The sequence below is a fragment of the Waterburya agarophytonicola KI4 genome, assembly GCF_020640915.1.
GTDB classification, from domain to species: domain Bacteria; phylum Cyanobacteriota; class Cyanobacteriia; order Cyanobacteriales; family Xenococcaceae; genus Waterburya; species Waterburya agarophytonicola.
In genome coordinates this window covers 96,958-120,019 of sequence record NZ_JADWDC010000004.1, presented here as the reverse complement: position 1 = coordinate 120,019, position 23,062 = coordinate 96,958, and the positions used below count along the sequence as shown (strand labels likewise).

The 23,062-nt window shown below is 40.1% G+C and carries 22 protein-coding genes and 1 pseudogene; 8 read left to right on the top strand and 15 right to left on the bottom strand.

Annotated elements, in window-relative coordinates; all coding sequences use genetic code 11:
* The first annotated feature begins 54 nt into the window (after positions 1-54).
* The 8 genes from I4641_RS02830 (at position 55) to I4641_RS02795 (ending at position 6,397) form a co-directional block, all read left to right on the top strand.
* Complete coding sequence (locus I4641_RS02830; protein WP_229638922.1) at positions 55-1,113, top strand: tetratricopeptide repeat protein; 1,059 nt, start codon at positions 55-57, stop codon at positions 1,111-1,113.
* Between the two features lie 14 nt (positions 1,114-1,127).
* Positions 1,128-1,658, top strand: a complete 531-nt coding sequence (locus I4641_RS02825) for a carboxypeptidase regulatory-like domain-containing protein (protein ID WP_229638921.1) — start codon at positions 1,128-1,130, stop codon at positions 1,656-1,658.
* A gap of 49 nt (positions 1,659-1,707) precedes the next feature.
* Complete coding sequence (locus I4641_RS02820) at positions 1,708-2,349, top strand: cation diffusion facilitator family transporter (RefSeq protein ID WP_229638920.1); 642 nt, start codon at positions 1,708-1,710, stop codon at positions 2,347-2,349.
* A 108-nt stretch (positions 2,350-2,457) separates the two neighbouring features.
* Positions 2,458-3,057, top strand: a complete 600-nt coding sequence (locus I4641_RS02815; protein ID WP_229638919.1) for a SanA/YdcF family protein — start codon at positions 2,458-2,460, stop codon at positions 3,055-3,057.
* Between the two features lies 1 nt (position 3,058).
* Positions 3,059-3,226, top strand: a complete 168-nt coding sequence (locus I4641_RS02810) for a hypothetical protein (RefSeq protein WP_229638918.1) — start codon at positions 3,059-3,061, stop codon at positions 3,224-3,226.
* 146 nt (positions 3,227-3,372) lie between these two features.
* The gene (locus I4641_RS02805) at positions 3,373-4,452 is read left to right on the top strand and encodes a multicopper oxidase domain-containing protein (RefSeq protein WP_229638917.1); all 1,080 of its coding nucleotides are present in this window, start codon (positions 3,373-3,375) and stop codon (positions 4,450-4,452) included.
* Complete coding sequence (locus I4641_RS02800) at positions 4,449-5,603, top strand: ZIP family metal transporter (protein WP_229638916.1); 1,155 nt, start codon at positions 4,449-4,451, stop codon at positions 5,601-5,603. The genes I4641_RS02805 and I4641_RS02800 overlap by 4 nt, the downstream gene beginning before the upstream one ends.
* Positions 5,604-5,743: 140 nt before the next feature.
* The gene (locus I4641_RS02795; protein WP_229638915.1) at positions 5,744-6,397 is read left to right on the top strand and encodes a tetratricopeptide repeat protein; all 654 of its coding nucleotides are present in this window, start codon (positions 5,744-5,746) and stop codon (positions 6,395-6,397) included.
* Between the two features lie 92 nt (positions 6,398-6,489).
* Here I4641_RS02795 and I4641_RS02790 read toward each other — a convergent pair whose 3' ends face one another.
* The 15 genes and pseudogenes from I4641_RS02790 to I4641_RS02720 all read right to left on the bottom strand — a co-directional run bounded on the left by I4641_RS02790 (position 6,490) and on the right by I4641_RS02720 (position 23,056).
* Positions 6,490-6,834: a hypothetical protein gene (locus I4641_RS02790; RefSeq protein ID WP_229638913.1), complete on the bottom strand. Its 345-nt coding sequence runs from the start codon at positions 6,832-6,834 to the stop codon at positions 6,490-6,492.
* A 60-nt stretch (positions 6,835-6,894) separates the two neighbouring features.
* Positions 6,895-7,410 (bottom strand): cupredoxin domain-containing protein, encoded by a 516-nt coding sequence (locus I4641_RS02785; RefSeq protein WP_229638912.1) that lies wholly within the window; start codon positions 7,408-7,410, stop codon positions 6,895-6,897.
* 21 nt (positions 7,411-7,431) lie between these two features.
* Positions 7,432-9,714 carry a heavy metal translocating P-type ATPase gene (locus tag I4641_RS02780; protein WP_229638911.1) on the bottom strand — a complete coding sequence of 761 codons (2,283 nt, stop codon included), beginning with the start codon at positions 9,712-9,714 and terminating at the stop codon, positions 7,432-7,434.
* 24 nt (positions 9,715-9,738) lie between these two features.
* Positions 9,739-9,933, bottom strand: a complete 195-nt coding sequence (locus I4641_RS02775) for a heavy-metal-associated domain-containing protein (protein WP_229638910.1) — start codon at positions 9,931-9,933, stop codon at positions 9,739-9,741.
* Positions 9,934-10,093: 160 nt separating this feature from the next.
* Positions 10,094-10,495: a hypothetical protein gene (locus I4641_RS02770; RefSeq protein WP_229638908.1), complete on the bottom strand. Its 402-nt coding sequence runs from the start codon at positions 10,493-10,495 to the stop codon at positions 10,094-10,096.
* Positions 10,496-10,640: 145 nt separating this feature from the next.
* On the bottom strand, positions 10,641-10,832 hold the full coding sequence (locus I4641_RS02765) for a hypothetical protein (protein WP_229638906.1): 192 nt from the start codon (positions 10,830-10,832) through the stop codon (positions 10,641-10,643).
* Between the two features lie 189 nt (positions 10,833-11,021).
* Positions 11,022-11,693, bottom strand: coding sequence for a hypothetical protein (locus I4641_RS02760; protein WP_229638905.1), 672 nt, complete (start codon positions 11,691-11,693; stop codon positions 11,022-11,024).
* A 3-nt stretch (positions 11,694-11,696) separates the two neighbouring features.
* Entirely contained in the window at positions 11,697-12,092 is a 396-nt protein-coding gene (locus I4641_RS02755) for a hypothetical protein (protein ID WP_229638904.1), read from the bottom strand.
* 16 nt (positions 12,093-12,108) lie between these two features.
* On the bottom strand, positions 12,109-12,486 hold the full coding sequence (locus I4641_RS02750) for a hypothetical protein (protein WP_229638903.1): 378 nt from the start codon (positions 12,484-12,486) through the stop codon (positions 12,109-12,111).
* 73 nt (positions 12,487-12,559) lie between these two features.
* Positions 12,560-14,614 (bottom strand): copper-translocating P-type ATPase, encoded by a 2,055-nt coding sequence (locus I4641_RS02745; protein ID WP_229638902.1) that lies wholly within the window; start codon positions 14,612-14,614, stop codon positions 12,560-12,562.
* Between the two features lie 110 nt (positions 14,615-14,724).
* A complete protein-coding gene (locus I4641_RS02740; RefSeq protein ID WP_229638900.1) occupies positions 14,725-15,228 on the bottom strand; it encodes a DUF305 domain-containing protein in 504 nt (167 codons plus the stop codon).
* 97 nt (positions 15,229-15,325) lie between these two features.
* Positions 15,326-15,661 carry a four-helix bundle copper-binding protein gene (locus I4641_RS02735; protein WP_229638898.1) on the bottom strand — a complete coding sequence of 112 codons (336 nt, stop codon included), beginning with the start codon at positions 15,659-15,661 and terminating at the stop codon, positions 15,326-15,328.
* A gap of 255 nt (positions 15,662-15,916) precedes the next feature.
* Positions 15,917-16,207: pseudogene (locus I4641_RS02730) on the bottom strand (multicopper oxidase domain-containing protein); the annotation flags it as partial.
* A gap of 638 nt (positions 16,208-16,845) precedes the next feature.
* Positions 16,846-17,859, bottom strand: a complete 1,014-nt coding sequence (locus tag I4641_RS02725; protein ID WP_229638896.1) for a tyrosine-type recombinase/integrase — start codon at positions 17,857-17,859, stop codon at positions 16,846-16,848.
* Between the two features lie 277 nt (positions 17,860-18,136).
* The gene (locus tag I4641_RS02720; RefSeq protein WP_229638895.1) at positions 18,137-23,056 is read right to left on the bottom strand and encodes an NACHT domain-containing protein; all 4,920 of its coding nucleotides are present in this window, start codon (positions 23,054-23,056) and stop codon (positions 18,137-18,139) included.
* Between the last annotated feature and the right edge of the window lie 6 nt (positions 23,057-23,062).

Here is a 23,062-nt window from a genome sequence, read left to right as displayed (position 1 = left end):
ATCAATCAAAAACAATCAATGCAGTTAAAGCTACTTATATTTAAGATCGTTCTAGTGAACGGAATAATCGGAACGATGCTTCCTGTATATGCTCATTCACCTAATGAGACATTAGAAAAATGGGAAGCTGATGTAGAAATCAATCAGCTTTTGAGCCAAGGCAATGAATTAGTAGAACAGGGTAAACTGGATGAGGCTTTAAATGCTTACCAGCACGTCATTAGTTTAGAACAAAGAAACCCGCGAGTCTTTTCGGCAATTGGTTATGTGCAAGCAACCCAGTCTAACTTTCCCGCAGCAGCAGATGCTTTTCAAAAAGCGATCGCTATAGAAAGTGACAATGCTCATTTTTATTTAGGGCTAGCCTACAGCCTCGCTAATTCTGAAGCTTATGCTGATGCTGCCGATGCCTACAATCAAACTATCAAACTCGATCCCAATTTGGTAAATGCTCATTTAGGTTTGGCAATAGTGCTGCTACGCCAACAAAACTACGATGGCGCATTGGATGCTTTTTCACAGGTAACTACCCTCGCATCAGATAATGCCCTCGCTTATCGCACTATGGGAACGATTTTACTTCAGAAAGAACAGTATGCCAAAGCGATCGAGGTTTTACAGCAAGCAGCTAAACTCGCTCCCTCTGAAAGTACTATTCAACTGGATATCGGAATAGCTTGGTTGAATCTAAACAATACTCCTAAAGCCATAGCAGCTTTTGAGCGGGCTGCCGAGTTAAATCCTAATGACGGCGAGATTCATTTTCAGGTGGGTCAAATTTTACAGATAGAAGGCGATGTAGATGCAGCTTTAGTCGAGTATCGTAAAGCTGCCAACATACAACCCGATGCGGTGGAAACCAGAAAAGCGATCGCCGATATTCTCCTAGAACAGCAGGATTACCTAATGGCGGTTGTCGAACATCGTCAAGCGATCGCTCTTGCTCCCAAGGATGCCAAAGCTTATCACCATCTCGGAGTGGCGTTAAGACAAAGAGAGCGCATCGAAGAAGCCATTACTGCCCTCGAAGAAGCTATAAAACTCTATCAACAGCAGGGTAAAACCGAGCAGGTAGTGGCTGTAGAAACTATTTTAGACGAACTACAAGAATAATTTTTACCAAACACATGAAAATGTTTTCCAACATCAACAAATGGTATTTTTTTGCGCTGGTCATTGCCAATGCTGCAATTGCCGATTCTGTTTTGGCTCACGGAGCAAACATTAAACATCAACAGACACCCGCTATTGTCATCAGGGCAGCTTTTGATGATGGAACTCCGATGGCAAATGCTCAAGCTATAGTCTATTCCCCTGATGATCCTTCTAATCCTTGGCTTAAAGGAACAACTGATAGCGAAGGAAAATTCACTTTTGTTCCAGAATCTCAGGTGTCGGGTAACTGGGATGTTAAGGTGCGTCAAGCTGGGCATGGCGACATTGCTAGCATTTCGCTGGAGCAGGAAAATAGTGCATCTGATACCAATCCAAATACAACAGAGAACAAAGCTGGGATAAGAGCGAATCTTGAAGAAATTCTGCCCCTACAAAAGGTCTTGATGATCTCTACAACTGTGTGGGGCTTTATTGGTACTGCTCTATTTTTTGCTCGTTATAAGCAAAACGTTGGTAGTTCCGAAGAAACAGGCAAGTCTTAGGTCGGCAAAAAAGCACTCTGTAAAGAGTCGCCCGAATATTGAAGAATTAATGCTAGATATCAAAACGAACAATATATCTAAAACAAAATCTAAAACTCAACCACTCAAACTCTTGTGGATTGTTTTATGTCTGCGAAGCGGACTATTTTTGGCTGAATTAATTACAGGATTTCGGGTACATAGTTTATCCCTAATCGCTCTATCTGGACATCTTTTTGTCGATCTAAGTGCGATCGCCATCGCTATAGCTGCTGCTTGGTTAGTCGAGCATTTTAATCGGAGCAAATTACCACTAAATCCACAGCAAATCGAAGCTGTAGCAGCCTCCGTTAATAGCTTGATTTTATTAGCAGTAGCAACGTCGATCCTTTGGGGGATTACGCATGACGTTCGGGCTTCTACTCCTGAAGCTGGTTTGCCGATGTTAGCTATAGCAGCATTAGGACTGATAGTTAAAGGGATAAATGCCAATTTGCTTTACGAAGATCGCCATAACTTGAATGTGCGGGGCGTATTCCTTCATGCGATCGCCGATGGTGCAAGCTCGTTGGGTTTACTGATAGCAGCACTAGCTATTTTCTCCTTTCATTGGCTTTGGGCGGATACGGCAGCTAGCTGTTTGCTGGTAATTTTCATGCTGATAAGTGCTTTTTCCCTACTCAAAGATAGTCTGCACGCGATCGAGCGGTAATTGAATATTTAGGCGATCGTCATTTTAATCATGTTTCAAAACAAATCTTATAGGAGACGAAGAAAATCCCATCTATCTTTAAGAAGGTTAGCTCGACTGCGAACAATAATGCTCTGGTTGTTAGTTGTTGCGTTGGCAGTACCCGTAAGTTCTACGGGCTATATTACTTTAGTCACCAGTAGCGATCGCTATTCTCAATCGGATCGAGTTCCCCAAGAAGATATTGCTATTGTATTTGGTGCGGGTTTGTCAGCAAATGGAACTCCTAGCCCAATGTTAGCTGACCGAGTGAAATATGCTGTCGAACTCTACCAGAGCGATCGCATTCATAAGCTGCTCATGACGGGAGACAATAGCACGATCTTTCACAATGAGGTTATGGCAATGAAGCGATATGCCCACGATCTAGGTGTACCGACTAAAGATATTATTTTAGATTATGCAGGTTTTAGCACCTACGAAAGTTGTTACCGCGCTCACAAAACCTTTGACGTACATCGGGCGGTTGTTATTACCCAACGCTATCATTTGCCTCGTGCTGTCTATACTTGTCGTCATTTAGGAGTAAACGTAGCTGGCTTAGGAACTCCAGATCGAGAAAGATATGGACTTCGTGGAATGAGTCCCTATTGGTTACGGGAAATGTTAGCTAACGTCAAAGCCCTGTGGGAAATTCACATTACTCGTCCTGACCCTACTTTTTTATGATATGAGTATTTGGATCTGGGTTGTAGTTCTGATTGCTGCTGTCTGGGCAGCCCATTGGGGGGCAGAACAGTTAGATGAAACCCTCAAAAAATTACGACAACAGTGGGGACTGACTCAGGCTTTATTCATTGGGGGAGTAGAGAACATGGCTTTAAGCTTTGGCAAGTAATAGCCCTGGACTGCGTTTACCTCGTTTATCTTGCCGTCATACTCTTTGGCGTACTGAATGTTTTGTAGGTTCAAAACTACTTCTCCAAACAGCCTATATTTAATAGCTTCTGCTAAAATATGAGAAGATTATGAAAAGGAATAAAAATGAGATTTGATGTTTCCAGGCGATCGCTGTTGGGAATGGGATTACTTGGAGGGGGAAGTATCTTCGGCAAGTTTTTACCCCGTGAGGCATTAGCCCAAAAACCCAAAGAGCGCAATAATCACTTTACTAGCAGTGCGGTTCACGGTGGCAGCACTACAGTAGGTGATGTGGACAATGAACGTAATGGTTTTAGCCCCCGCGATATTTTAACCGATTGGGATGGGGGAAAAGTCTCTCAACTGCCTAACGGTCAGACCTTGCGAGAATACGACATTGCCGTAGAAGAACGGGAAATTGAAATCGCCCCTGGGGTGGTTTATCCCGCCTGGACATATAACGGTCGCGTTCCTGGTTCTACCATTAGAGTTACCGAGGGCGATCGCGTTAAGATTAACTTCCGCAATCGTAGCCGACATCCCCATACGATTCACTTTCACGGCATTCATTCTGCCAGACAAGATGGCGTTCCAGGAACGTTAGAAGCGATGCCAGGAGAAGAGGTCGTTTACGATTTTGATGCTAAACCCTTTGGCTGTCATCTCTATCACTGTCATTCTGCACCTTTTAAGCGACACCTGCATAAAGGACTCTACGGCGCATTTATTGTCGATCCCGACCCCAAACGCTATCCCGAAGATGAAGCAGCAGCGCGATCACGTTTATTAGGGACTCCTGAAAATCAAGAGTGGCAAGAATTTTTAATGGTGATGAATGCTTTTGACACCAACTTCGATGAGGAAAACGAATTCTACGCCGTTAATACAATTCCTCACGAATTTATGAAGCGACCCCTCCGCATCGAACGAGATCGCCCCGTGCGGGTTTATTTAATTAACGTAACTGAATTCGATCCCATTAATTCTTTTCATCTTCATGGTAATTTCTTTGACTATTATGATAGCGGAACTACCTTAACTCCTTCCCTCCGCACTATCGATACTGTGATGCAGTGTCAGGGACAACGAGGTATTTTAGAATTTTCCTTTCAAGAACACGCCCCAGGACAGTATATGTTCCATGCCCACCAATCAGAATTTCTCGAACTCGGCTGGATGAGTGCTTTTGAGGTGGTGGCATGAAGAAAACTTGGTTGTGGGCAATTTTACCCTTAATTGCCCTATTAGCTTCGATTGGTATTTTTCTCTCTACCGATCCTCTCAGTCCTTTGGGCGTTTCTGCACCCCCTCTAGAAAATCTGACCGTAGAGCGAACCGTATTGAGCGATCGCGGTATATCCTTGTTAGTGAGGGCGGAAGGTTCAGAACCAATGCAGATTGCTCAAGTACAGGTAGACGGTTCTTACTGGACGTTTACTCAAAAGCCTCCAGGTGCAATACCCAGACTATCAACTGTTTGGCTCGATATTCCCTATCCTTGGGTAGAAAATGAAACCCATCATCTCAACTTCGTTACCAGTACAGGAATTAGTTTTGAACACACTATCGATGTAGCGGTGGCAACTCCTCAATTCTCCTTCAGTCGTCTTTGGGGCTTTACTTTATTGGGGTTATACGTAGGTGTCGTACCCGTAGGATTGGGAATGTTATTTTATCCGTCTCTTAAAACATTAGGTGGGGAAGGAATGAAGTTTATTCTCGCTTTAACCTTGGGAATGTTGGCTTTTCTCTTGGTAGATACCATTGAAGAAGGGCTAGAACTCGCTAGGGGTGCAGCAAATGCCTTTTCGGGCAGTATTTTAGTTTGGGCGATCGCAGCTATTTCTTTTCTAACAATTCTAACTTTGGGGCGCAGTCGGGGTAAAGCTCCTGAAGGACAAAGCCTATCTATTTATCTATCTTTTAGTATTGGCATTCATAATTTAGGCGAAGGACTGGCAATCGGTACGGCTTTTGCTGTGGGTGAAGCAGCCCTGGGTTCGCTTTTGGTAGTTGGTTTTACCCTGCACAACCTAACAGAAGGAATCGGTATTGCTGCACCTTTGGTTAAATCCAAACCTTCACTGATTACATTTGTTGGTTTGACTGCTTTAGCAGGATTACCTGCGGTACTGGGAACGTGGATTGGCGTATTTGCCTTTTCTCCTCATTGGGGCGCAATATTTATGGGCATCGGTGCAGGAGCAATCTTACAAGTAATCGTGGAAGTAGGTTCGTATTTAGCACGAACCGCTAGTAAAATTGGTGATACTTGGTTATCTAAAGTTAGTTTGGCTGGATTTAGTGCGGGATTGATAATAATGTACGGTACAGCATTACTAGTAACTTTTTAGCTTTCACAAAGAAGTCCGATATCCTATTGGTTTTATATTCTTTTATTAGAATGGTATTGAGAGGTAATTTTCTTGTTCTGAGTTACAGCAGGGAAAATCAATTCATGAAACCGATTAAGGCATCAGGCATCATATTAGGAATGACAATAGCTTTCGGAGGATTGTTTGCTTCTGTCAGTCCAGCTTTAGCTATTTCAACTAATCAGCAGCAGTTCGACCAAATGAATGCTGAAAGCTTATTTGAGAGAGGTACAGAGAAAATCAATCGCGGAAATTACCAAGGGGCAATTAGTGACTTTGACCGCGTTATTGCTCTTAATCCGAACTATATTGAAGCCTATTGCAGTCGGGGAATGGCGCACTTTAGCTTGGGTAATTTAGATCGAGCGATCGCCGAATTTGAACTGGCTCTAGAAGTTGCACCCCGTCACGCTGATGCCTACAACAGAAAAGGAATTGTTTTCGCACAGCAAAGCAATCTAGAGCTAGCAGTAGAGAACTTTGACCAAGCTTTAAATTTTGATTCTAATTTTGTAGATGCTTACTACAATCGAGGTAAAGCACGCACCGAATTAGGAAATCTTCAAGGAGCAATCGCTGATTATAATCAAGCGATTAAGCTCAACCCCAATCTGGCTGAGGCTTATGGCAATCGTGGATTTGTTCGCGCTCGGCTAGGAAATAAACAGAAAGGTTTAAAAGATTTACAACAGGCAGCCACACTTTTTCTAGATTCAGGAAATATGGCTGGATATCAACAGACCCTTGCGTATATTCAAATGATCGAACGGTAGCGAGTTTGATTGATTAGTCTGATGATAAAAACATAATAAAAATTTAGAAATATTCTTATTGTTTTTTAGTGCTTACGTGTACCACTGAATTATTAACCGTCAGGCAATACTCTAGTATTTTCTGGTTGAGTTTTGGCTAGAGAACAATGTCCGTTAGGTAATCCAACAAAGCCAGTTACAAAGCTGAATAAAATCATTACTGCTACAGCATTACTCAAACTTTCCAAGATTGTTTCAAGTCTTGACTCTCTTTGTTTTTTCCTCTGAATTTGCTTTGTTGCTCGTTCGATAAACTCTGGCGATATGTGAGCTTCAGCCCCAATTTTCTTGAGTTCTGCTAAGGAGTAGCTTTGCTCGTGCTTGGCTTGTAGTTGGGCAGCTAAAGCAAAAATTTCATCGGTATGTTCTTGAGAAATTCTTGGTTGAGGTTTATTCATAAGTGATTACTGAAAGTCGCACACAATTTTTAGTCATTAGAAAATAAATTAAGGTAAAAATTATTCGGCTTTGATTACCCCACGATACATATTCATCCCGCAGGTAAAGGTATATTCACCCGATTTCTCTGGCACAACTTCGACAGAAGTAGTTTGATTCAAAGCCAGATCTAATGCCTTACTAAAGTCTGGTAACAAAACCTGTTCTAAGCAGCTACTAGGATCTTGACGATAAAAATTTAATTTAACAGGTTCGCCAGCAGCTACTTCAATTCTGTCAGGTGTATAGCCTCCATCGACGACAATATCTATCTCTTGAATACCTTGTTTGACCTGAGCTTTTTGAGATTTAGTCTTACTAAACATAAACCACCACAGTTCTGCACCAATTAAACCCAATCCTCCCAAAGCCACAGCCAGCTTCAAACCCAAGGGCTGTTCGAGCTTCTGAAATTGGCTAGTTTGTTTCTCCGCCGAAGCGGGCATTTCCATTTCTGCTAACCCAATGTTGGGAGTTAAAGCTAAGAAAAACCCTAACCCTAGCAAACTGCCAACCATTTTGCTTTTATTAAACATGGCTAATTCTTTCCTCCTTAATTATGTTCTGGGATGAGACGGACTAAAGTTACGTAGACGTAGCGCATTAGTTATTACCGAAACCGAACTAAATGCCATTGCTATCCCACCAATAATCGGATTGAGTAACCAACCAAAGAACGGAAACAAGATACCTGCTGCAATGGGAATACCCAGGACGTTATAAATAAAGGCAAAGAAAAGGTTCTGACGGATATTACTAATCGTCGCTTTACTCAACCCGATGGCAGTGACAATGCCGTGTAGTTCTCCAGAAATCAGGGTAATATCGCTAGCTGCGATCGCCACATCCGTTCCCGTACCGATCGCAATTCCTACATCTGCTTGGGCTAGTGCGGGGGCATCATTAATACCATCCCCTACCATTGCCACGATTTTTCCTTCTTGCTGTAGTTCCCTGACTTTAGCTGCCTTTTGGTCGGGGCGTACTTCGGCTTCTACTCTGACTATACCAACTTGACGGGCGATCGCTTCTGCGGTCTTTTGGTTATCTCCCGTCAGCATCACCACTTCTAAATCCAGGTTGCGTAATGCCCTGACTGCTGCGGTGGAAGATGGTTTAATTGCGTCAGCTATCCCCATAATGCCTTCTAATTCGCCGTCTACGGCAATCAACACGACGGTTTTGGCTTCTGCTTCCCAGGTGTCTTTTTGCTGCTGTAGAGTATCGGTTTTAATACCCAATTCACTCATCCAGCGTTGAGTACCAATCTGAATTAAGCGGTTTGAAACTGTCCCCTGTACTCCGCTACCCGCTACGGCTTCAAAGTCATGGCATTCAGTCAAATCCACATCTTGAGATTCAGCGTATCTGACAACTGCTTCTGCTAGAGGATGTTCGGAGTTACGTTCTACTGCTGCCACCAAACGGAGTAATTTTAGTTCTGCACCATCGCTAATACCTCGAACAGCTTGATAATCAGTTACAGTAGGTTTGCCTTGAGTAATCGTGCCAGTTTTATCAAGGACGATGGTTTGAATTTTATGCGCCAGTTCCAAACTCTCTGCACCCTTAATCAGAATACCGTTTTCTGCACCTTGACCCGTACCTACCATTACAGAGGTAGGGGTAGCCAAACCTAAAGCACAGGGACAAGCAATAATCAACACTCCGACAGTAGTAATCATTGCCAGAGAAACATTACCCATAATGACAAACCACACGACAAAAGTAGAAATGGCGATCGCAATTACTGCGGGGACAAACCAACCTGTTACTTGGTCAGCAAGTCTTTGAATAGGTGCTTTTGAACCTTGGGCATCTCGAACTAATTTAACGATCTGCGCCAATACTGTATCTGCACCAACTTTAGTAGCCCGAAATTTAAAACTACCTGTCTTATTAATTGTCGCGCCAATTACTTCATCTCCTGGCTGTTTTTTTACGGGAATACTTTCTCCCGTTACCATTGCTTCATCGATAGTAGAACTCCCACTGACAATCTCGCCGTCTACGGGAATCTTTTCCCCAGGGCGGACTAAGATAATGTCATCAATCTGCACTTCGCTGATGGGAATATCCATTTCTTGACCATTGCGAATTACTCTAGCATCCCTAGCCTGTAACCCCATCAGTTGCCGAATCGCTTCTGAGGTTTGTCCCTTTGCCCGATTCTCAAACCATTCCCCAAGTAAAATCATTGTCACCACTACGGCTGCGATTTCGTAGTAAACTTCTGGCATTAAACCCTGGTTGAGAAAGAAAAAAGGAAAGACAGTAGCAAATATCGAATAAAAGAAGGCTGCACTCGTACCCAGTGCGATTAAAGTATCCATAGTCGCAGCATGACGCTTAAATGCTTTCCAAGCATGGATATAGAAACCATAACCACACCAAAACTGTACGGGAATGGTCAGAATTAATTGCAACCAAGGGTTATGCAACCATGCAGGAATAAATGGGATATTTAGCCCTGTCATCATTGGTAAAGAACCAATAACTAAAATCAGGCTGATTATTCCACCTACAATCACTTTACGCAGTAAATCCTGCGATTCGGCTATTCGGGCTGCTTTTTCAGCATCATCCTCTCCCGTAATCATTTCTTGTTCTTGGAGGGAATAAGACGAGTAACCAGCCTCCTCTACTGCATCTTGGATATCTTCAATGCTGGTTCTTTTGGGATTGTATTCAATAGCAGCCTGTTCTGCACCGAAGTTTACGTTACATCGAGCTACCCCAGGTACATTACTAATTGCTTCTTCTATGCTGCTAGCGCAGGAAGCACAACTCATCCCCCTGAGTTTGAGATTAATTTTTTCTAAATTGGTAGTTGCGTTCATAATTAGTACGGGAGAAGAGGTTATTTAAGCAGCAGGATAGCCAGCAGCAGCGATCGCATCTTTTACAGATGACTCAGATACTTTGCTATTTACTATTACTTGTTTATTTTTCGGATCGGCTTTAACTGAAGCTTTGGGGTCTAGTTCGATGACTGCTTGAGTAATAGTTTTAGCGCAAGCACCGCAAGCCATGTTAGGAACTTTTAATTCTATGGTCATATTTTTATATCCCCTAGTTTATTTAGCTATGAAGTCAGCTTAAACTCTCTAGTCAGGTATAGAGTCAAGGTAAAATTGAAAACATATTTAGGTTTGTTGACAATTGGATAGGGATATCTGCTGTAAAGATATACGGTGATGATGGCTATTATTCTTTTGTTTACTCGTTCATTTCCTGCCCAGGTTGATAGTTGGGATTTCCAGGCATATCAAAACCATTCTCCATCATGGAATTATCCTGCATCATCATGCTGTCCATCTGTCCCATCATTTGCTCCATCTGTTCCATCTGTTCCGTCATTTGTTGGTGGTGCTGTTGTAGCTGTTCTGGGGTCATTTGAGCGGTTCGCTGCTGCATCTGCCCCATTCTTTGCTGCATCTGTCCCATCATTTGTTGATGCTGTTGTCGCATTTGCTCTGGGGTAATAGACTCCGACATGGTGTTATTAGGTGTTGTCGGCATTTCTGGGTTTGTTTGCGCCCGCGATGAAGTTGCACTCAGCATTATCGACATAATTCCAGCGATGGCAGCCATACGAAAGGTTTTATTCTTCAGATTCATTTTTATTCCTCTTATTTACGATTGGTTTATTTGGTTCTGAAATTAACTTAAACTCTCTAATAAACTAGAGAGTCAAGTGGAAATTATCTAGCCTCGCAATTTCCGTTTGTTCTGGTTCGTCAATTAATCAGTTTTAAACTTATGTTCAATTACGTTCGGTATATTCAAAACGATTATAATTTTCACTTGTATTATGCATTTCATCATTCATCATTCCTCCTGTTCCCCACATCATATTTCTCATGCCTAAAAAGCCCAGCAAAACTATAAGTAATGCTCCTGAAACCAAACCAACTATGCCGTAAACTATCGGTTTTATATTCATAATTTCTTCCAATTTTTTTGATTTTTGGTTAACATTAATAACTTTAAAAAGTAATAGCAAAAAATGCATCTAACCTTAGAAACAAGCTGGATTTATAGCTAAAGTTGGAGAGCAATTTCATATTGATTTCATTATTTGCTGATAACTTCTAAATTTCTGAACGGAAGGACAAATAGAAGCAATAATTATAGAAGTAATAATTTATGGTTGTGCTGGGGCAATATCGCTCCATCTGTATGCCATGTGCTTGGCAAAAGCTGCTACCTCACTATTCCACTCCCGTCGCAGAGAAACATATTTATCCGCACCAGTTTCGATATCTTCTGGGGTTTTGATGCCCTCAGACTGTAGCCGTCGAATAACGTAGTAATACCATTCACGCCATTGAGCTTCACAGGAGTAGGATGCAATCGCACCTTGAGGCAAAAAGGAATCTGCTAACTGCTTTAAGGTATATAAACCGCTCGATTGTAATTCGGTGACAGCAGTAGAGTAGATTAAGCTTTTATATTCTCGATCGCACAGTGCGGTTTTAATTAACGTAGCCGTATCCATCGTTATCAAAATCATTCGCGCCAGAGAGTAATGAGCCTCTGGGAAGCGAAAGTAGTGTAAAACGGGATAGGAATTGTGAGATTCGAGTAATTGCAGTAAATCCTGTGCCATGTTGGTAATATCTTGCTTGGCATTATCGAATTCACCGCCCGTCCCCCAACCTAACAACAATTCGGCAGCATTGCCTTTTGTACCCGTGCGATGGTGCAGACTCAGGGCAAAGAGGTTTCTTTGAGTCAGAGCATTTAGCACCGAAAGCAGGTAGGTTAGGGTAACGGTAAAAGTGGCAAATCCCAATCCTGCCTGTAAGATAGTCAATAATCAACAAACAGTGCTTTGAGGTACTAAATCGCCAATTCCCAAAGTAGTAAAGTTAAATTCACTATAGTAAATAGCAGTACCAAAATCGGTAGGAGTTTTTCCACTGCTGGCAACAATCTCCTCCCCCAACATCGACCAAACAATTAAGGCAAAACCGATGAGAAATAAAGCAATCCAAAAGATGGCTACGACTACCAAAACAACCGAACCACAGTAAGCCATCAGGCGAACGCTCTTCGTCCAGCGTGCTAACCAACGAAATATGTGCCAAACTCCCCTACCCAAAGGCAAACTTACAATACTATTGCCAGTGCGGGGATATAAAACGGTAATAAATATATCGATTGCAGCAATAATTATTAGTCCCGTGCCAATTGTTTGAGTTAACCAGTTCATTAAATTACTAATTGGATTAACGATGTAGGAATTTAGGGCGATCGCGTTGCCAATAGTCAGGGCAATCTTTAGCTTTAATTTTGCTTACTAAAACTGGATGTACCGCACATTTAAGATGCTCGTTTTTATTAAAGAAACGACACTTACTACAACTTTGTTGAGAAAACCGCTTGAAAACATTTGGCTTTGGAGGGTTAGCTTTATCTAAATGTAGTTTAGATTTGCGGTACAGCAAATAAAATCCTGCTACTGTCACCATGCCCATAAGCAACACTTCCAATAGACCGCTATAACCAGTCAATGTTTCTTTAGTCGGAGTTTCTGGAGGGGTTGTGGGATTTACTATCTCGGTTATTTTTGAGGCATTTTTGGCTAAAGATTCATTCTTATCCATGTCGCATATTTCATTGTTTTGCTCTTCAAATGTTTTGTTAATTAGATCGAGTTTGAGCTTTTATCACCGATAGTTAGGCAAGTTTAGCTCGACGTAACAGAACAGCATTAATTGCCACAATTACGGTTGATAGACTCATCAACAACGCACCTATAGCTGGTGAAAGCACAAAACCCCAGGCAGACAGCACCCCAGCAGCTAGGGGAATAGCAACAATGTTGTAACCCGTTGCCCAGAAAAGATTTTGAATCATTTTGCTATAGGTTTTCTTGGCAAGGTTGAGGGCTTTAACTGCATCTAAAGGATCATCTTCAATCAAAACTAAATCCGCAGATTCAATCGCTACATTTGTTCCCGCACCAATGGCTAAACCCATATTGGCTTCTAGCAAAGCAGCAGCATCGTTAATCCCATCACCAACAAAAGCGGTGGGCTGTCTTTGCTTTAGCTGTTTGATGATGTTTACCTTATCTTCGGGTAAGACACGGGCATAATAGCGATCGATACCCAGATCTTGAGCGACAGTTCTGGCAACAGCTTCGGCATCCCCTGTAATCATTACGGGTTGTATACCTTCTTGATTGAGTTTGTTGATGGTTTCTCTGGCTCTTTCTCTGACTTTATCTGCCATCGAAATCACCGCTACTGCTTGGGATTCATCTAGTAGCACTACTGCACTTTCACCCCTATCATCGGCAATATCTAAGCCTTTTTGCAAAGAATTCGGCAGATATAGCTGCTGTTCCTCAATCCACTCAGGTCTACCGACTTGATAGGTTTTGCCTTTAATTACTCCTTTTACCCCTCTGCCCGTTACAGTTTCAAAGTTGGTCATCTGAGGTAATCTTAACTCTTCAAATTCTGCTGCTTCGACGATCGCTTTACCCAAAGGATGTTCCGAAGAAGTTTCTAAAGCTGCTGCGATCGCTAGTGCTTCATCTTCACCCATGCCGTAAACATAGATTTTTTGGACTCCAAAATGTCCTTCCGTCAGCGTTCCCGTCTTGTCAAACGCCATCGTTTTAATATCTCTAGCTCTTTCTAGAGCATCGCGATTGCGAACCAGAATGCCGTTTTTGGCAGCTAAAGCAGTGGAGTTGGCAATAACTAAAGGAATTGCTAAACCCAAAGCATGAGGACAGGTAATCACCAGCACAGTTACGGCGCGATTGATGGCAAATACCAAATCGGAGATGGATAACCAAACCACAAAGGTTAAAGTTCCTGCTGCGATCGCAATAATAGTCAACCAATAGGCAATGCGATCGGCTAAAGCTTGATAGTTACTGCGGGAGTTTTGTGCTTCTTCCACCAAACGCATAATTTGGCTGAGGGTGGTTTCATCTCCCGTGCGCGTGACTTTAACTTTAATCGAACCCGCGCTATTCACCGAACCCGCTACTACTTCATCTCCTACTTGTTTGGGTATGAGACGGGATTCACCAGTTAAGAAAGCTTCATCGACTTCGGTTGACCCTTCTATGACTTCTCCATCGTTGGGAACTTGTTCCCCAGGACGAATCAATATGGTGTCTTCGGCTCTTACTTCGGTGACAGAAATATCTTCTACTCTCCCATTACGCCAAAGATGCGCCTGGGCGGGGACTAATTCTTTGAGGGATTCTAAAGCTTGGGATGCACCCTTAACTGATGCCATCTCAACCCAGTGACCCAGCAGCATAATATCTACTAATGTCACCAGTTCCCAATAGAAAGGCTTACCCCGCAGTCCCAGAGAGACTGCCAGACTGTAGACAAAAGCTACCGTAATTGCCAGGGCAATCAGGGTCATCATCCCTACTTTGCTATGTAATTCTCGCCAAGCACCCCTCAAAAATACCCAGCCACCATAGAAATAAATGACGATGCCTAGAATGGGATTGACCCAGTTAGAACCAGGAAACTCGATGGCTTGATAACCTAACCAATTTTGTAACTGTGAGGAAAAATAGAGAACTGGTAGAGTAAGGATTAAACAGATAAAAAAGCGACGCTTGAATATTTCGGGACTGTGACCAGCGTGTTTGTCATGTCCGCCATGTCCATGAGGCTCGTGATGACTATGATGCTCGCTATGATGGTGTTTTGAATGATGGTTGTGATGGTGTTCTTCTTTAACCTTTTGCATAGAAGTTAAACCTAAAAAGCAACTATATTTAGTTTTCAATCTCTACCTAGCTAGAGAGTCAATAATTATTTACGATCTTTAATAAGCGCAGCGTAATCGCTATACAGCCCTCAACTTAGATCGGGTGTCTCCATCAGTTCTTTCATAATTGCAATCTCTTCCTTTTGAGTCTTAACGATCTCCACACATAATTCTTCAATGCGGGGATTAGTCAAAGATGATTGCTGACAGACGAGAATTGCAGCAGCATGGTGGGGAATCATCGAGCGCAAAAACTGTTGGTTTCCAACTCCTACTTGATTTCTTACTAAAGTCCAGAACATTAAGATCAGTGCTACTCCCGATGCCAGAAGCACGAGATTTAGGGTTTTGTTGGCAAACATAGAACCCATTGTCAGCAGCATAATAATGAGCATCGTCGAGATCATTAATCCCGTCATATACACTTGGTTTAAGCTGATAAACAAGTTACTCCACTCGTTGACCCGCGAAAACATGATGGCAAACATCACCACGTAGGAAATTACCAATGAAATAAACAAAGTAATATAAGGCTTCATGCTCGATTTTGATTTCATCTCGGATTTAGATTTAGAGTCGTAAGTAGATTTCATAGCGAATGAGAGATTTAATGATGTCGATAAATAAAAGTGTGTAGCGGAAAGAGAAAAGCTAAATGTTAAAAACTTTTCAGCCTCCGCTTATTTTTTTCTAGGCAGCTACAGCAGCAATTTTGTTGTATTCTTCAACTGCTTCGCGACAAGCCTGAGCGCATTTTTGGCAATGATCCATGTCATGAGAACCGCATTCTTCAGCGCAAGCGGTACAAATCTCGGCACAGGCTTTGGTTAAGTTGGGAATGAAGCGAGAACCGCGCACCATATACGTAGAGATAGTACGGCATATCTCCGCACAGTCGAGGCAAGTGCGAGCGCACTGGAGCATATCGGGATTGCCCATACAGGCTTCAGCACAGTGTTCGCATTCCACTGCACATTTCATCGCGACATCGAAGCTGGATTGATATTCTTCGTGAACTAATAACATTAGATATTTCCTATTACTTAATTGGCAATATCAAAATAATAGGAATTGATTGTTATTAATACTTCTATCGATCGCTATAAACTGTATTTATTGCTTTAGATATAGCTGCATTTCATCATTTTTTCATTATTGTCTATTAATAAACTCAGCAACAGTTAGCTAAGAAATAATGTATATATTTCATGCCAATTTTATAATTACCTTTTTATTGGAAATAGTTAATTTATAACTACTTTTTTAAACAATTGCTAACAATTAAGATTCAATCATTAAATTACCCATCATGCCTAAATCTTCGTGGTCGAGAACATGACAGTGATAGACAGTTTTACCCGTAAAATCATTAAAAGGTATGCGGATACGCACGGTTTCTCCTCTTTTTACTAGCACCGTATCTCGCCAAGCTAGTAAAGATTCTGGTTGACCGTCGCGACTAATGACTTGAAAAGCATTCCCGTGAACGTGGAAGGGATGATCCATTACTCCCGTATTAATTAATTCCCAATCTTCAACAGTATTGAGTTTTACTTGAGTGTGAATGCGATCGCCCTGGAGTTCGTCAGCCTAATCGGAATGTTATCGGAGAACCATAAATGGCGTTGGGACAGCAAACGGACAAAAAACAATGCTCTTTCGTACAAGTTTACTTATATGCACAGTTGAACTCGAAGTAATTTAAGCTAAATAATAACGTGATGAATATGATTTAATTATGTCTCATACATGATTGTCCTGCCTGTAATGGGACTGGAGTTGATGACAATTACGCCGACAATAAGTGTGATTGGTGTGATGGACTCGGAAGATTATCTGAAAATGAATTGTGGAATTACTACGATGTTGGTTCAAAAAAAAGAGATACGGAAGCTTTAGCTTGGGCTGAATCTCAAGAAGGTTCTGGAACTTGGAATATAGATTCTTAATTGATGGTGAGAGATGCACACCTAGTAGGAAGCTTATTCCACAGAGTATTTGCCAACAAAAATCAAAAGCACTATGGAGTAAAGGTTTCAGAAATTTATTTTATCGAATTATACGAGAGAGCATTATTTTGTCCGTTTGCTGTCACAACGCCTAGATGAACTTTCAGAGAAGTGTCATTTTATGATTCCATTAGTGCCACATTGGTGCCATTTTATCCTTCAAGTTACAGTAGTTCTTTTTTGACTATTCATCAAATCATACTAAATTAAATCATCGAGTAATTGACTCATTTCATCTTGGTCATTACTACGGTTATCGTCGTAAGTCATTACCGTATTGATGTCTTTGTGACGGCTTAGTTTTTGTACCTTTCTAATATTACCGTCTGTCGCATCTAAAGCAGCAGTAATGGCACTATGTCTAATTCTATGGGGTGACATTTTTTTCGGAATACCAGCAGCGACACACAGCTTATCAACCATCGTATAAATAGCATTCCCACTCAATCGCTTGCCATAATTAGCGTTATCTACCGCAGTAAATAACGGTGCGTCAATTGCATCTTCTCCTCTTGCTAATAACCATTCGGAAATAGCGATCGCACTTTTTGGAGGTAAGGTAATTTTTTGTTTTTCTCCGCCGCTTCCTTTACCTATAATCAAGAGAGTTTTAGCCCCAAAATTAAAATCACTAATATTGCTTGATGATATTTCTCCTCGACGCAGGGCGTTGCCCCATAGCAATCTTAGCAATGCGTAGTCCCTAATTCCTTTTAATCTAGAGCGATGAGTTTTTGCTTTTTTAACTTGTTCTGCCAAAACAAACACTCGGTTAATAGCATCTTTATCAACTCCTGTCGTATCTCGATAGGGTTGATTTTTCTCTCTAGGAATATTTTCAAGAGTATAGTTACAAACTCCAATATTTCGACCAATTTTTGTCAGAGATTTGAGCGCAGCTAAACGGCGGTTAATTGTCGCAGCTTTTAATTCTTTATTAATTAATTTAGCTTTATAGTTGAGAACCAACTGTACTGCTTGAGTTTGTTCCAGGTGAAGAAATTCTAGAACTAAATCTCTTGTCGGTTCGGATTCTACTATTACTTGAAAAAAATCTTTGATATCTTTTGAGTAAGCTCTTCTAGTATTTGGCGATCGCTTTAGGGCTAATAATTGAGCAACAACATCTGGTTCGCTTTCAATCGGGAATGACGAACCAATAGGGGTAACTAGTGATGCTTCTAAACGAGTAACAACACTCGTCAGCTCGGACATGAAAATTCTCAATATATATTTAGTTAAGAATTATCCCATTAAACGTCTAACTATTTATGTATCTCAGGTCTACCTTAATTTTCGATTTACGACTCAATCGTGTTGGTTAACTCATAAGTTGCAAATATCTTTATGGGTTTTTAATGCTTTGAGTATAGTTATTAACGCATAAGTTGAAAATAATTAACACATAAATTGATAATATCCGAACTGAATAAACCATAAGTTGCAAAAATCTGGCGTAATATTTTGCTGTTAAGCAATCGCAATTGAGGACTCACCTTTCATATTCAAGTAAAGCTCGATCTAAGCCATAAACATTCATTTCACACAGGCGATCAATTAAATCTAAGCATTGCGCTCGCATTTGTCTCTTTGATTGAGTGTAGAGTCTTATAAGTAATTGACTAATTCGATCTCCATCTCTGATGTAACTTTTTTGTTCTGGCTGTTGCGCTTGAAGGTTTTTGACAAAGCGATCGCAAACTAAGTAGGTTTCTTTTGGCAATTTGGCTGTAGTTTTTTCAAGTGCATAGATTAAGTCTTCCGAATCACTAGCAAAAGAAGGACTGTTAACGAATGCCTTCAGCAGATTTGTATGATTTTCTAATTCATTTTCTTTTAGTTCATAAAAACATCTAGCTGCTTGAGAACGAACCTCTTCGTCTGAATCTTGAAAAAGCTTAATCAATCCATCTTCGCAGTATTGGCGAAAATCTGCGGATTTAAAATTACTCGCAAAAACTTGAGCCAAAGCTTTTCGATGTGCGGTAGTTCCTGATGATAAACAATAATCTACTAAAGATTGGGCTTGTTCATTTCCCAAAGCTGCTATACAAGATTGTCTCGCACCCGCTTTTACTGCTTGTGGAGAATCAGAGTATATCATTCTCTCTAAGATTGGTTTGAGAGTCTCAAGATGATTATGTGTTGCATAGTATAAAAATCTATCAACAGTTTGTGTTCCTAAAATAATATCTTCTGTATCGCAAAGCGTCAAAAATAATTTGACTGCCAAATCGCGATCGTAATTTAACATGGCTACTAATGCTTCAGCAGCACAAGAACGCACAGCCAGAGATTTATCCCTAACCATTTGCTCTAGGGCATATTGGAAATAAGCACCACGAGTTTTGTCGGCAAAAATTAGTTTTGCGATCGCTTGTACCGCAGCACCTCTAACAGAATTTATGCCAGCCGTAAAAACTTCACCACCATAGTAAACCTGACCATTTGAAGCCTCAGTACGCCATAGCTCTCGATCTGGATCTGGATCGGTGGTTGCATAGCAGATTATTATGTTTAAAGCTCCAATAGACCAAGGTAAGCGTGCTAATTTTTGGAACAGCCAACTAATAGAACTTCCACAGGGTTTTCCAGGTAATCGATCGCACCTCTGAACCGCACTTAAAGCAATTCTAATGTCTATTTCTTCTACTTCTGCAATGCCACGAAGCACCGCATCGAAATAAGATGTATTAGTATCATCGGGTAAAAGTCCAATTAAATTAACAAAACGAACAGGTTCTTTTTGAACGCATTTTTCTAAAGTTCGCGATAGCTCTACTGCTCCACCTTTAGTAAAGTCCGATCTATATCTCATATCGCTTTCACTGTATGCAGAAATTGCTTTAAGCCATTCTTTATCTGTCATGTAGTCTGCTGAATCCTGCTCAATTGGAGAACCTACTGCGTAAGCTTCTATGGCTTCAGGAGGCTGAATAACTTCTATATCTTCTATTAATCCTATTGATTTAAACTTACGTTGCCATTCACTCAAACGATTAACAACAACATCGCTTAAGTCAAAAAGTCTGTTACTACTTAATAAAATTAGATACGAAATCTTAAAATAATTGGCTTTAACAGATAGTAAAAATGCAACTATCTTCGGCAATATAGTGTTCAATTGCGAGATAACACTAACTCGAAAACTGTTTAATAGCGTAAACTGTGGATATCCTAATAGATGGTGAGTATACTTGATATATTTGCGAACTTTTTCTAAATACTGATATGTTTGACAAACATATATGCAGTAAAGTAGCTCTGGATATAGATTCAAAAACTTAAATATTATTTCTATCTTTTGACTGTGCAAAGTCAAAATTAAATCAGACTGATATTGCTTTAGTCCATTCCACTGCGGATAATAATTTAATATCAAGCTTTCAATTTGTTTTAGTTTTGTTGTGGAACAGTAAGGAATTATCTCAACTAAGAGCTGATGTGTTGCCCAATATGGAGAAGCATGAATATTACCATTACAAATCTCGTATCCCGTAGCTAATCTACTTGGCTCTTCGCAGAGAAAATCAGCAGCTTCATTGGCGAATATAGCTCCATCAGCAGCAAAAGTACGAATCAACAAATATTTTATGGTGTCGTAACCACGATTCGGGATGAGGTGATTATTAATAATTTCAGAACATTTATCTGATTGATTAATTGCTAAGTTGCGAAGTGCATTTTCTAAATGTATTAAAAGAACGTCCTCAAAATTGTAATAAGAGCCATAATGTTTGTATTTCCATACTTTATCTTTCAATATTTTCTCGTCGGAAGTAATTACATTTAATTTGACAATTCTAATAATAAATGGAAGAACATTAACAACAAAAGATTTAGGAGATTTCTTGGCAGTTTCATTAATCGCACTATCAGCACTCTGACTGTAGGGATAAATATCATTATCTCTTGCGAACAAATTATTTTGCCCATTTTCAACGCTTAAATCTAGATAATGATTTAGATAAATTGTGATCGCCTCACAAGCCCAATCAGGTCTTTTTCTGACTAAAGAATGTATTTGTGACCAAAAATCTCTTTCATGATTAACGGTTTTACTCTTTCCTACAAAATGACCTTTTTTTATTAGATATGCAAAAAGATCGAAGATTTGATGATTATTTCCAAGCTCAAGGCGATTAATTATCTTATTAATACGTCGATCCCATTCTTCTGAAACGTTAATGTAGGAAATTAAAACTTCTGCAACAACTTCAGGTGATCCTTTTTGAGCATTCCATAATAAATAAATTACCCGATTGATATCTTGCTCTCGATCGCTATTGAGCCATTGTTTTATTACGCTTATTAAATGCAGTAATCTAAACCAAGAGATAGACATACAAATAGCCGACCAAGCCGAACTGATACTATAAGTATCATCACTTTCAAAAATAGAAGCTAAAATTTCCCATTCTTCTTCTTTCGGATCTTCTGAAGTTCCCAACCATGCAAAAACTATTTGTTTGATATGAAACCGAATATCATTACTTGTAAGCAATTCTTCAAGATGTTCTATATACTCATCAGGATCGGTTTCTCTTTCGTGAATTAAAATCTGTCTGACTTGAGTACGCCGAAATAAATGTTGTTCATTGCCTTGCAGAAACTCTAATAAATTGATATTACTTTCTACAAAAAAATCAACAAATAAATAGTCAAAAAAACTTTGATGTAGAAAAGAAATTTTGTTTCCACTCCAAGTTAATATATTCTCTGATGTCATTATTTTTGCGTCATCTTTGTAGTGTCGGACTACATTTTCAGGAGCAAATAAAGTTTGCTTATCACTCATATATTTAACAAGCGAGTCAGTTACCTTAGTCCACTTTACTGAATAACCAAGACGCTCTCTTAGTTTTGCCTGTTTGTAATCACAAAAGCGATCGAATAGATCTTTAGCTGTTTGAAAGTTTAAAGTACTAAAGTCTGAATCCTCAGCAATCTGTGATAGTAAATAAAGATGTAGAGGAATCGATAATAAATCTAACTGTTTTCTACTTAATCGACTTACATCTAAATTTAATTCTGTAACAAGCTCTTTAACCTTGTCATGAGTAAGGCGATTAATGTTTATAGTTTCAGCAATCCCTTGCTCCCCAGTTAACTTCTTTAATCTATGGTCATTATCTAAATCGAATTTACGACAAGCTACCAGTAAATGTATGTTGGAATGAATTAAAGCTTGCTGAATAATTTCGTTAATGCACTCAAAAAAATCTGGATGACGACCAGAGGTTAGGCTAACTGCATCTAATTGATCGATTACCAAAACACATTCTCTTTTTTGGGCAATACTAGCTAATACAGTGGCAGGAGAACCAGGTAATTGTAACTGCTTACCGACATCATCTGGATGAGCTACTGGATTGAGGTTGTCAACGCGAAAAGATAGGATTGGAACACCTTCATTAATTAGATTTTCTAACACCTGAAGCATTACTATACTTTTGCCAACTCCAGCTTCTCCCGTTACCAGTAAAGCTCTTTTTTCATAGCTGTATTTTAGTTTTTCCAGAACAGTTTGAGTTTCATCACGGGCAATTATCTTATCTGCGATCGCAATATCTTTTAGTCTAGAAACATAGCTATTATTAATATTTTGAACAGCAGCTAATACGTGATAATCTTTGCTCCAATTGCGATGACGATATCCCCTTTGTTTAAGATGATGCCAAATATCAACAGTATTTAACTCATGATGAACCTTGTCTAAAGCAAATTGAGCTAATATATCTACGATTGTTGGCGACTCGTCTTGAAAAGATAGATCATTAGTATTTTTCTCTACTAAATATCTAAGACGAGTTTCTAAAATTTTTCTTAGTCTACTTTCACTTTCTGTTTCAACATCAACTCTTTTGAGAAATTTATATGCGTTTTGCGCTATTCCATCTATCTGTATATGGGTAGAGCTTGGTTTACTATTATTAATTGCTGAGATTGCCTCTTCAATTTCTTTGTCGCTATATTCGCTCCAATGACTAGCAATTTTGTAAAAACTTTGCTCCAAATCTTTAGAGCTAAAAAACTCTTTTTTAAACTCTTGCCAGGATTGCGAGCCTCTGGCTCTATCGGCTAATTCATCTAATTGATAAGCTTTAGCTGTGGAAATAAAAACGCATTTAGAGCTAGGTTCAATCAGTTTCTTGTAAAAATTTGACAATATTTGCTTGCTGGCTAAATCGCTAATCGACCAACGACCTTGTGTGTTTTGCCGTTTTACCTGATGATATTCACGACAATTATCCCTGTCTAACCAAAACTCTACTCCTTCCCCTTCTTCTCCTGGTGGCTCTAGGCGAATTGAGCTAGCCTTTTCGTCTATAACATCTATTATGCAATCTACTGTCCACAGTCCTTCATATCGATTGCCAAATTTGTCAGTAGCTCCACCAGATAAAGGCATACTTTG

Excerpts from the sequence above, each read along its gene's own strand:
- I4641_RS02795 (WP_229638915.1), top strand. The coding sequence starts at position 5,744 with ATGACAATAGCTTTCGGAGGATTGTTTGCTTCTGTCAGTCCAGCTTTA.
- I4641_RS02810 (WP_229638918.1), top strand. The coding sequence starts at position 3,059 with ATGAGTATTTGGATCTGGGTTGTAGTTCTGATTGCTGCTGTCTGGGCA.
- I4641_RS02815 (WP_229638919.1), top strand. The coding sequence starts at position 2,458 with ATGCTCTGGTTGTTAGTTGTTGCGTTGGCAGTACCCGTAAGTTCTACG.
- I4641_RS02790 (WP_229638913.1), bottom strand. The coding sequence starts at position 6,834 with ATGAATAAACCTCAACCAAGAATTTCTCAAGAACATACCGATGAAATT.
- I4641_RS02775 (WP_229638910.1), bottom strand. The coding sequence starts at position 9,933 with ATGACCATAGAATTAAAAGTTCCTAACATGGCTTGCGGTGCTTGCGCT.
- I4641_RS02750 (WP_229638903.1), bottom strand. The coding sequence starts at position 12,486 with ATGGATAAGAATGAATCTTTAGCCAAAAATGCCTCAAAAATAACCGAG.
- I4641_RS02800 (WP_229638916.1), top strand. The coding sequence starts at position 4,449 with ATGAAGAAAACTTGGTTGTGGGCAATTTTACCCTTAATTGCCCTATTA.
- I4641_RS02725 (WP_229638896.1), bottom strand. The coding sequence starts at position 17,859 with ATGTCCGAGCTGACGAGTGTTGTTACTCGTTTAGAAGCATCACTAGTT.
- I4641_RS02785 (WP_229638912.1), bottom strand. The coding sequence starts at position 7,410 with ATGTTTAATAAAAGCAAAATGGTTGGCAGTTTGCTAGGGTTAGGGTTT.
- I4641_RS02820 (WP_229638920.1), top strand. The coding sequence starts at position 1,708 with ATGCTAGATATCAAAACGAACAATATATCTAAAACAAAATCTAAAACT.
- I4641_RS02735 (WP_229638898.1), bottom strand. The coding sequence starts at position 15,661 with ATGTTATTAGTTCACGAAGAATATCAATCCAGCTTCGATGTCGCGATG.
- I4641_RS02780 (WP_229638911.1), bottom strand. The coding sequence starts at position 9,714 with ATGAACGCAACTACCAATTTAGAAAAAATTAATCTCAAACTCAGGGGG.
- I4641_RS02805 (WP_229638917.1), top strand. The coding sequence starts at position 3,373 with ATGAGATTTGATGTTTCCAGGCGATCGCTGTTGGGAATGGGATTACTT.
- I4641_RS02720 (WP_229638895.1), bottom strand. The coding sequence starts at position 23,056 with ATGCCTTTATCTGGTGGAGCTACTGACAAATTTGGCAATCGATATGAA.
- I4641_RS02825 (WP_229638921.1), top strand. The coding sequence starts at position 1,128 with ATGAAAATGTTTTCCAACATCAACAAATGGTATTTTTTTGCGCTGGTC.
- I4641_RS02755 (WP_229638904.1), bottom strand. The coding sequence starts at position 12,092 with ATGAACTGGTTAACTCAAACAATTGGCACGGGACTAATAATTATTGCT.
- I4641_RS02740 (WP_229638900.1), bottom strand. The coding sequence starts at position 15,228 with ATGAAATCTACTTACGACTCTAAATCTAAATCCGAGATGAAATCAAAA.
- I4641_RS02745 (WP_229638902.1), bottom strand. The coding sequence starts at position 14,614 with ATGCAAAAGGTTAAAGAAGAACACCATCACAACCATCATTCAAAACAC.
- I4641_RS02770 (WP_229638908.1), bottom strand. The coding sequence starts at position 10,495 with ATGAATCTGAAGAATAAAACCTTTCGTATGGCTGCCATCGCTGGAATT.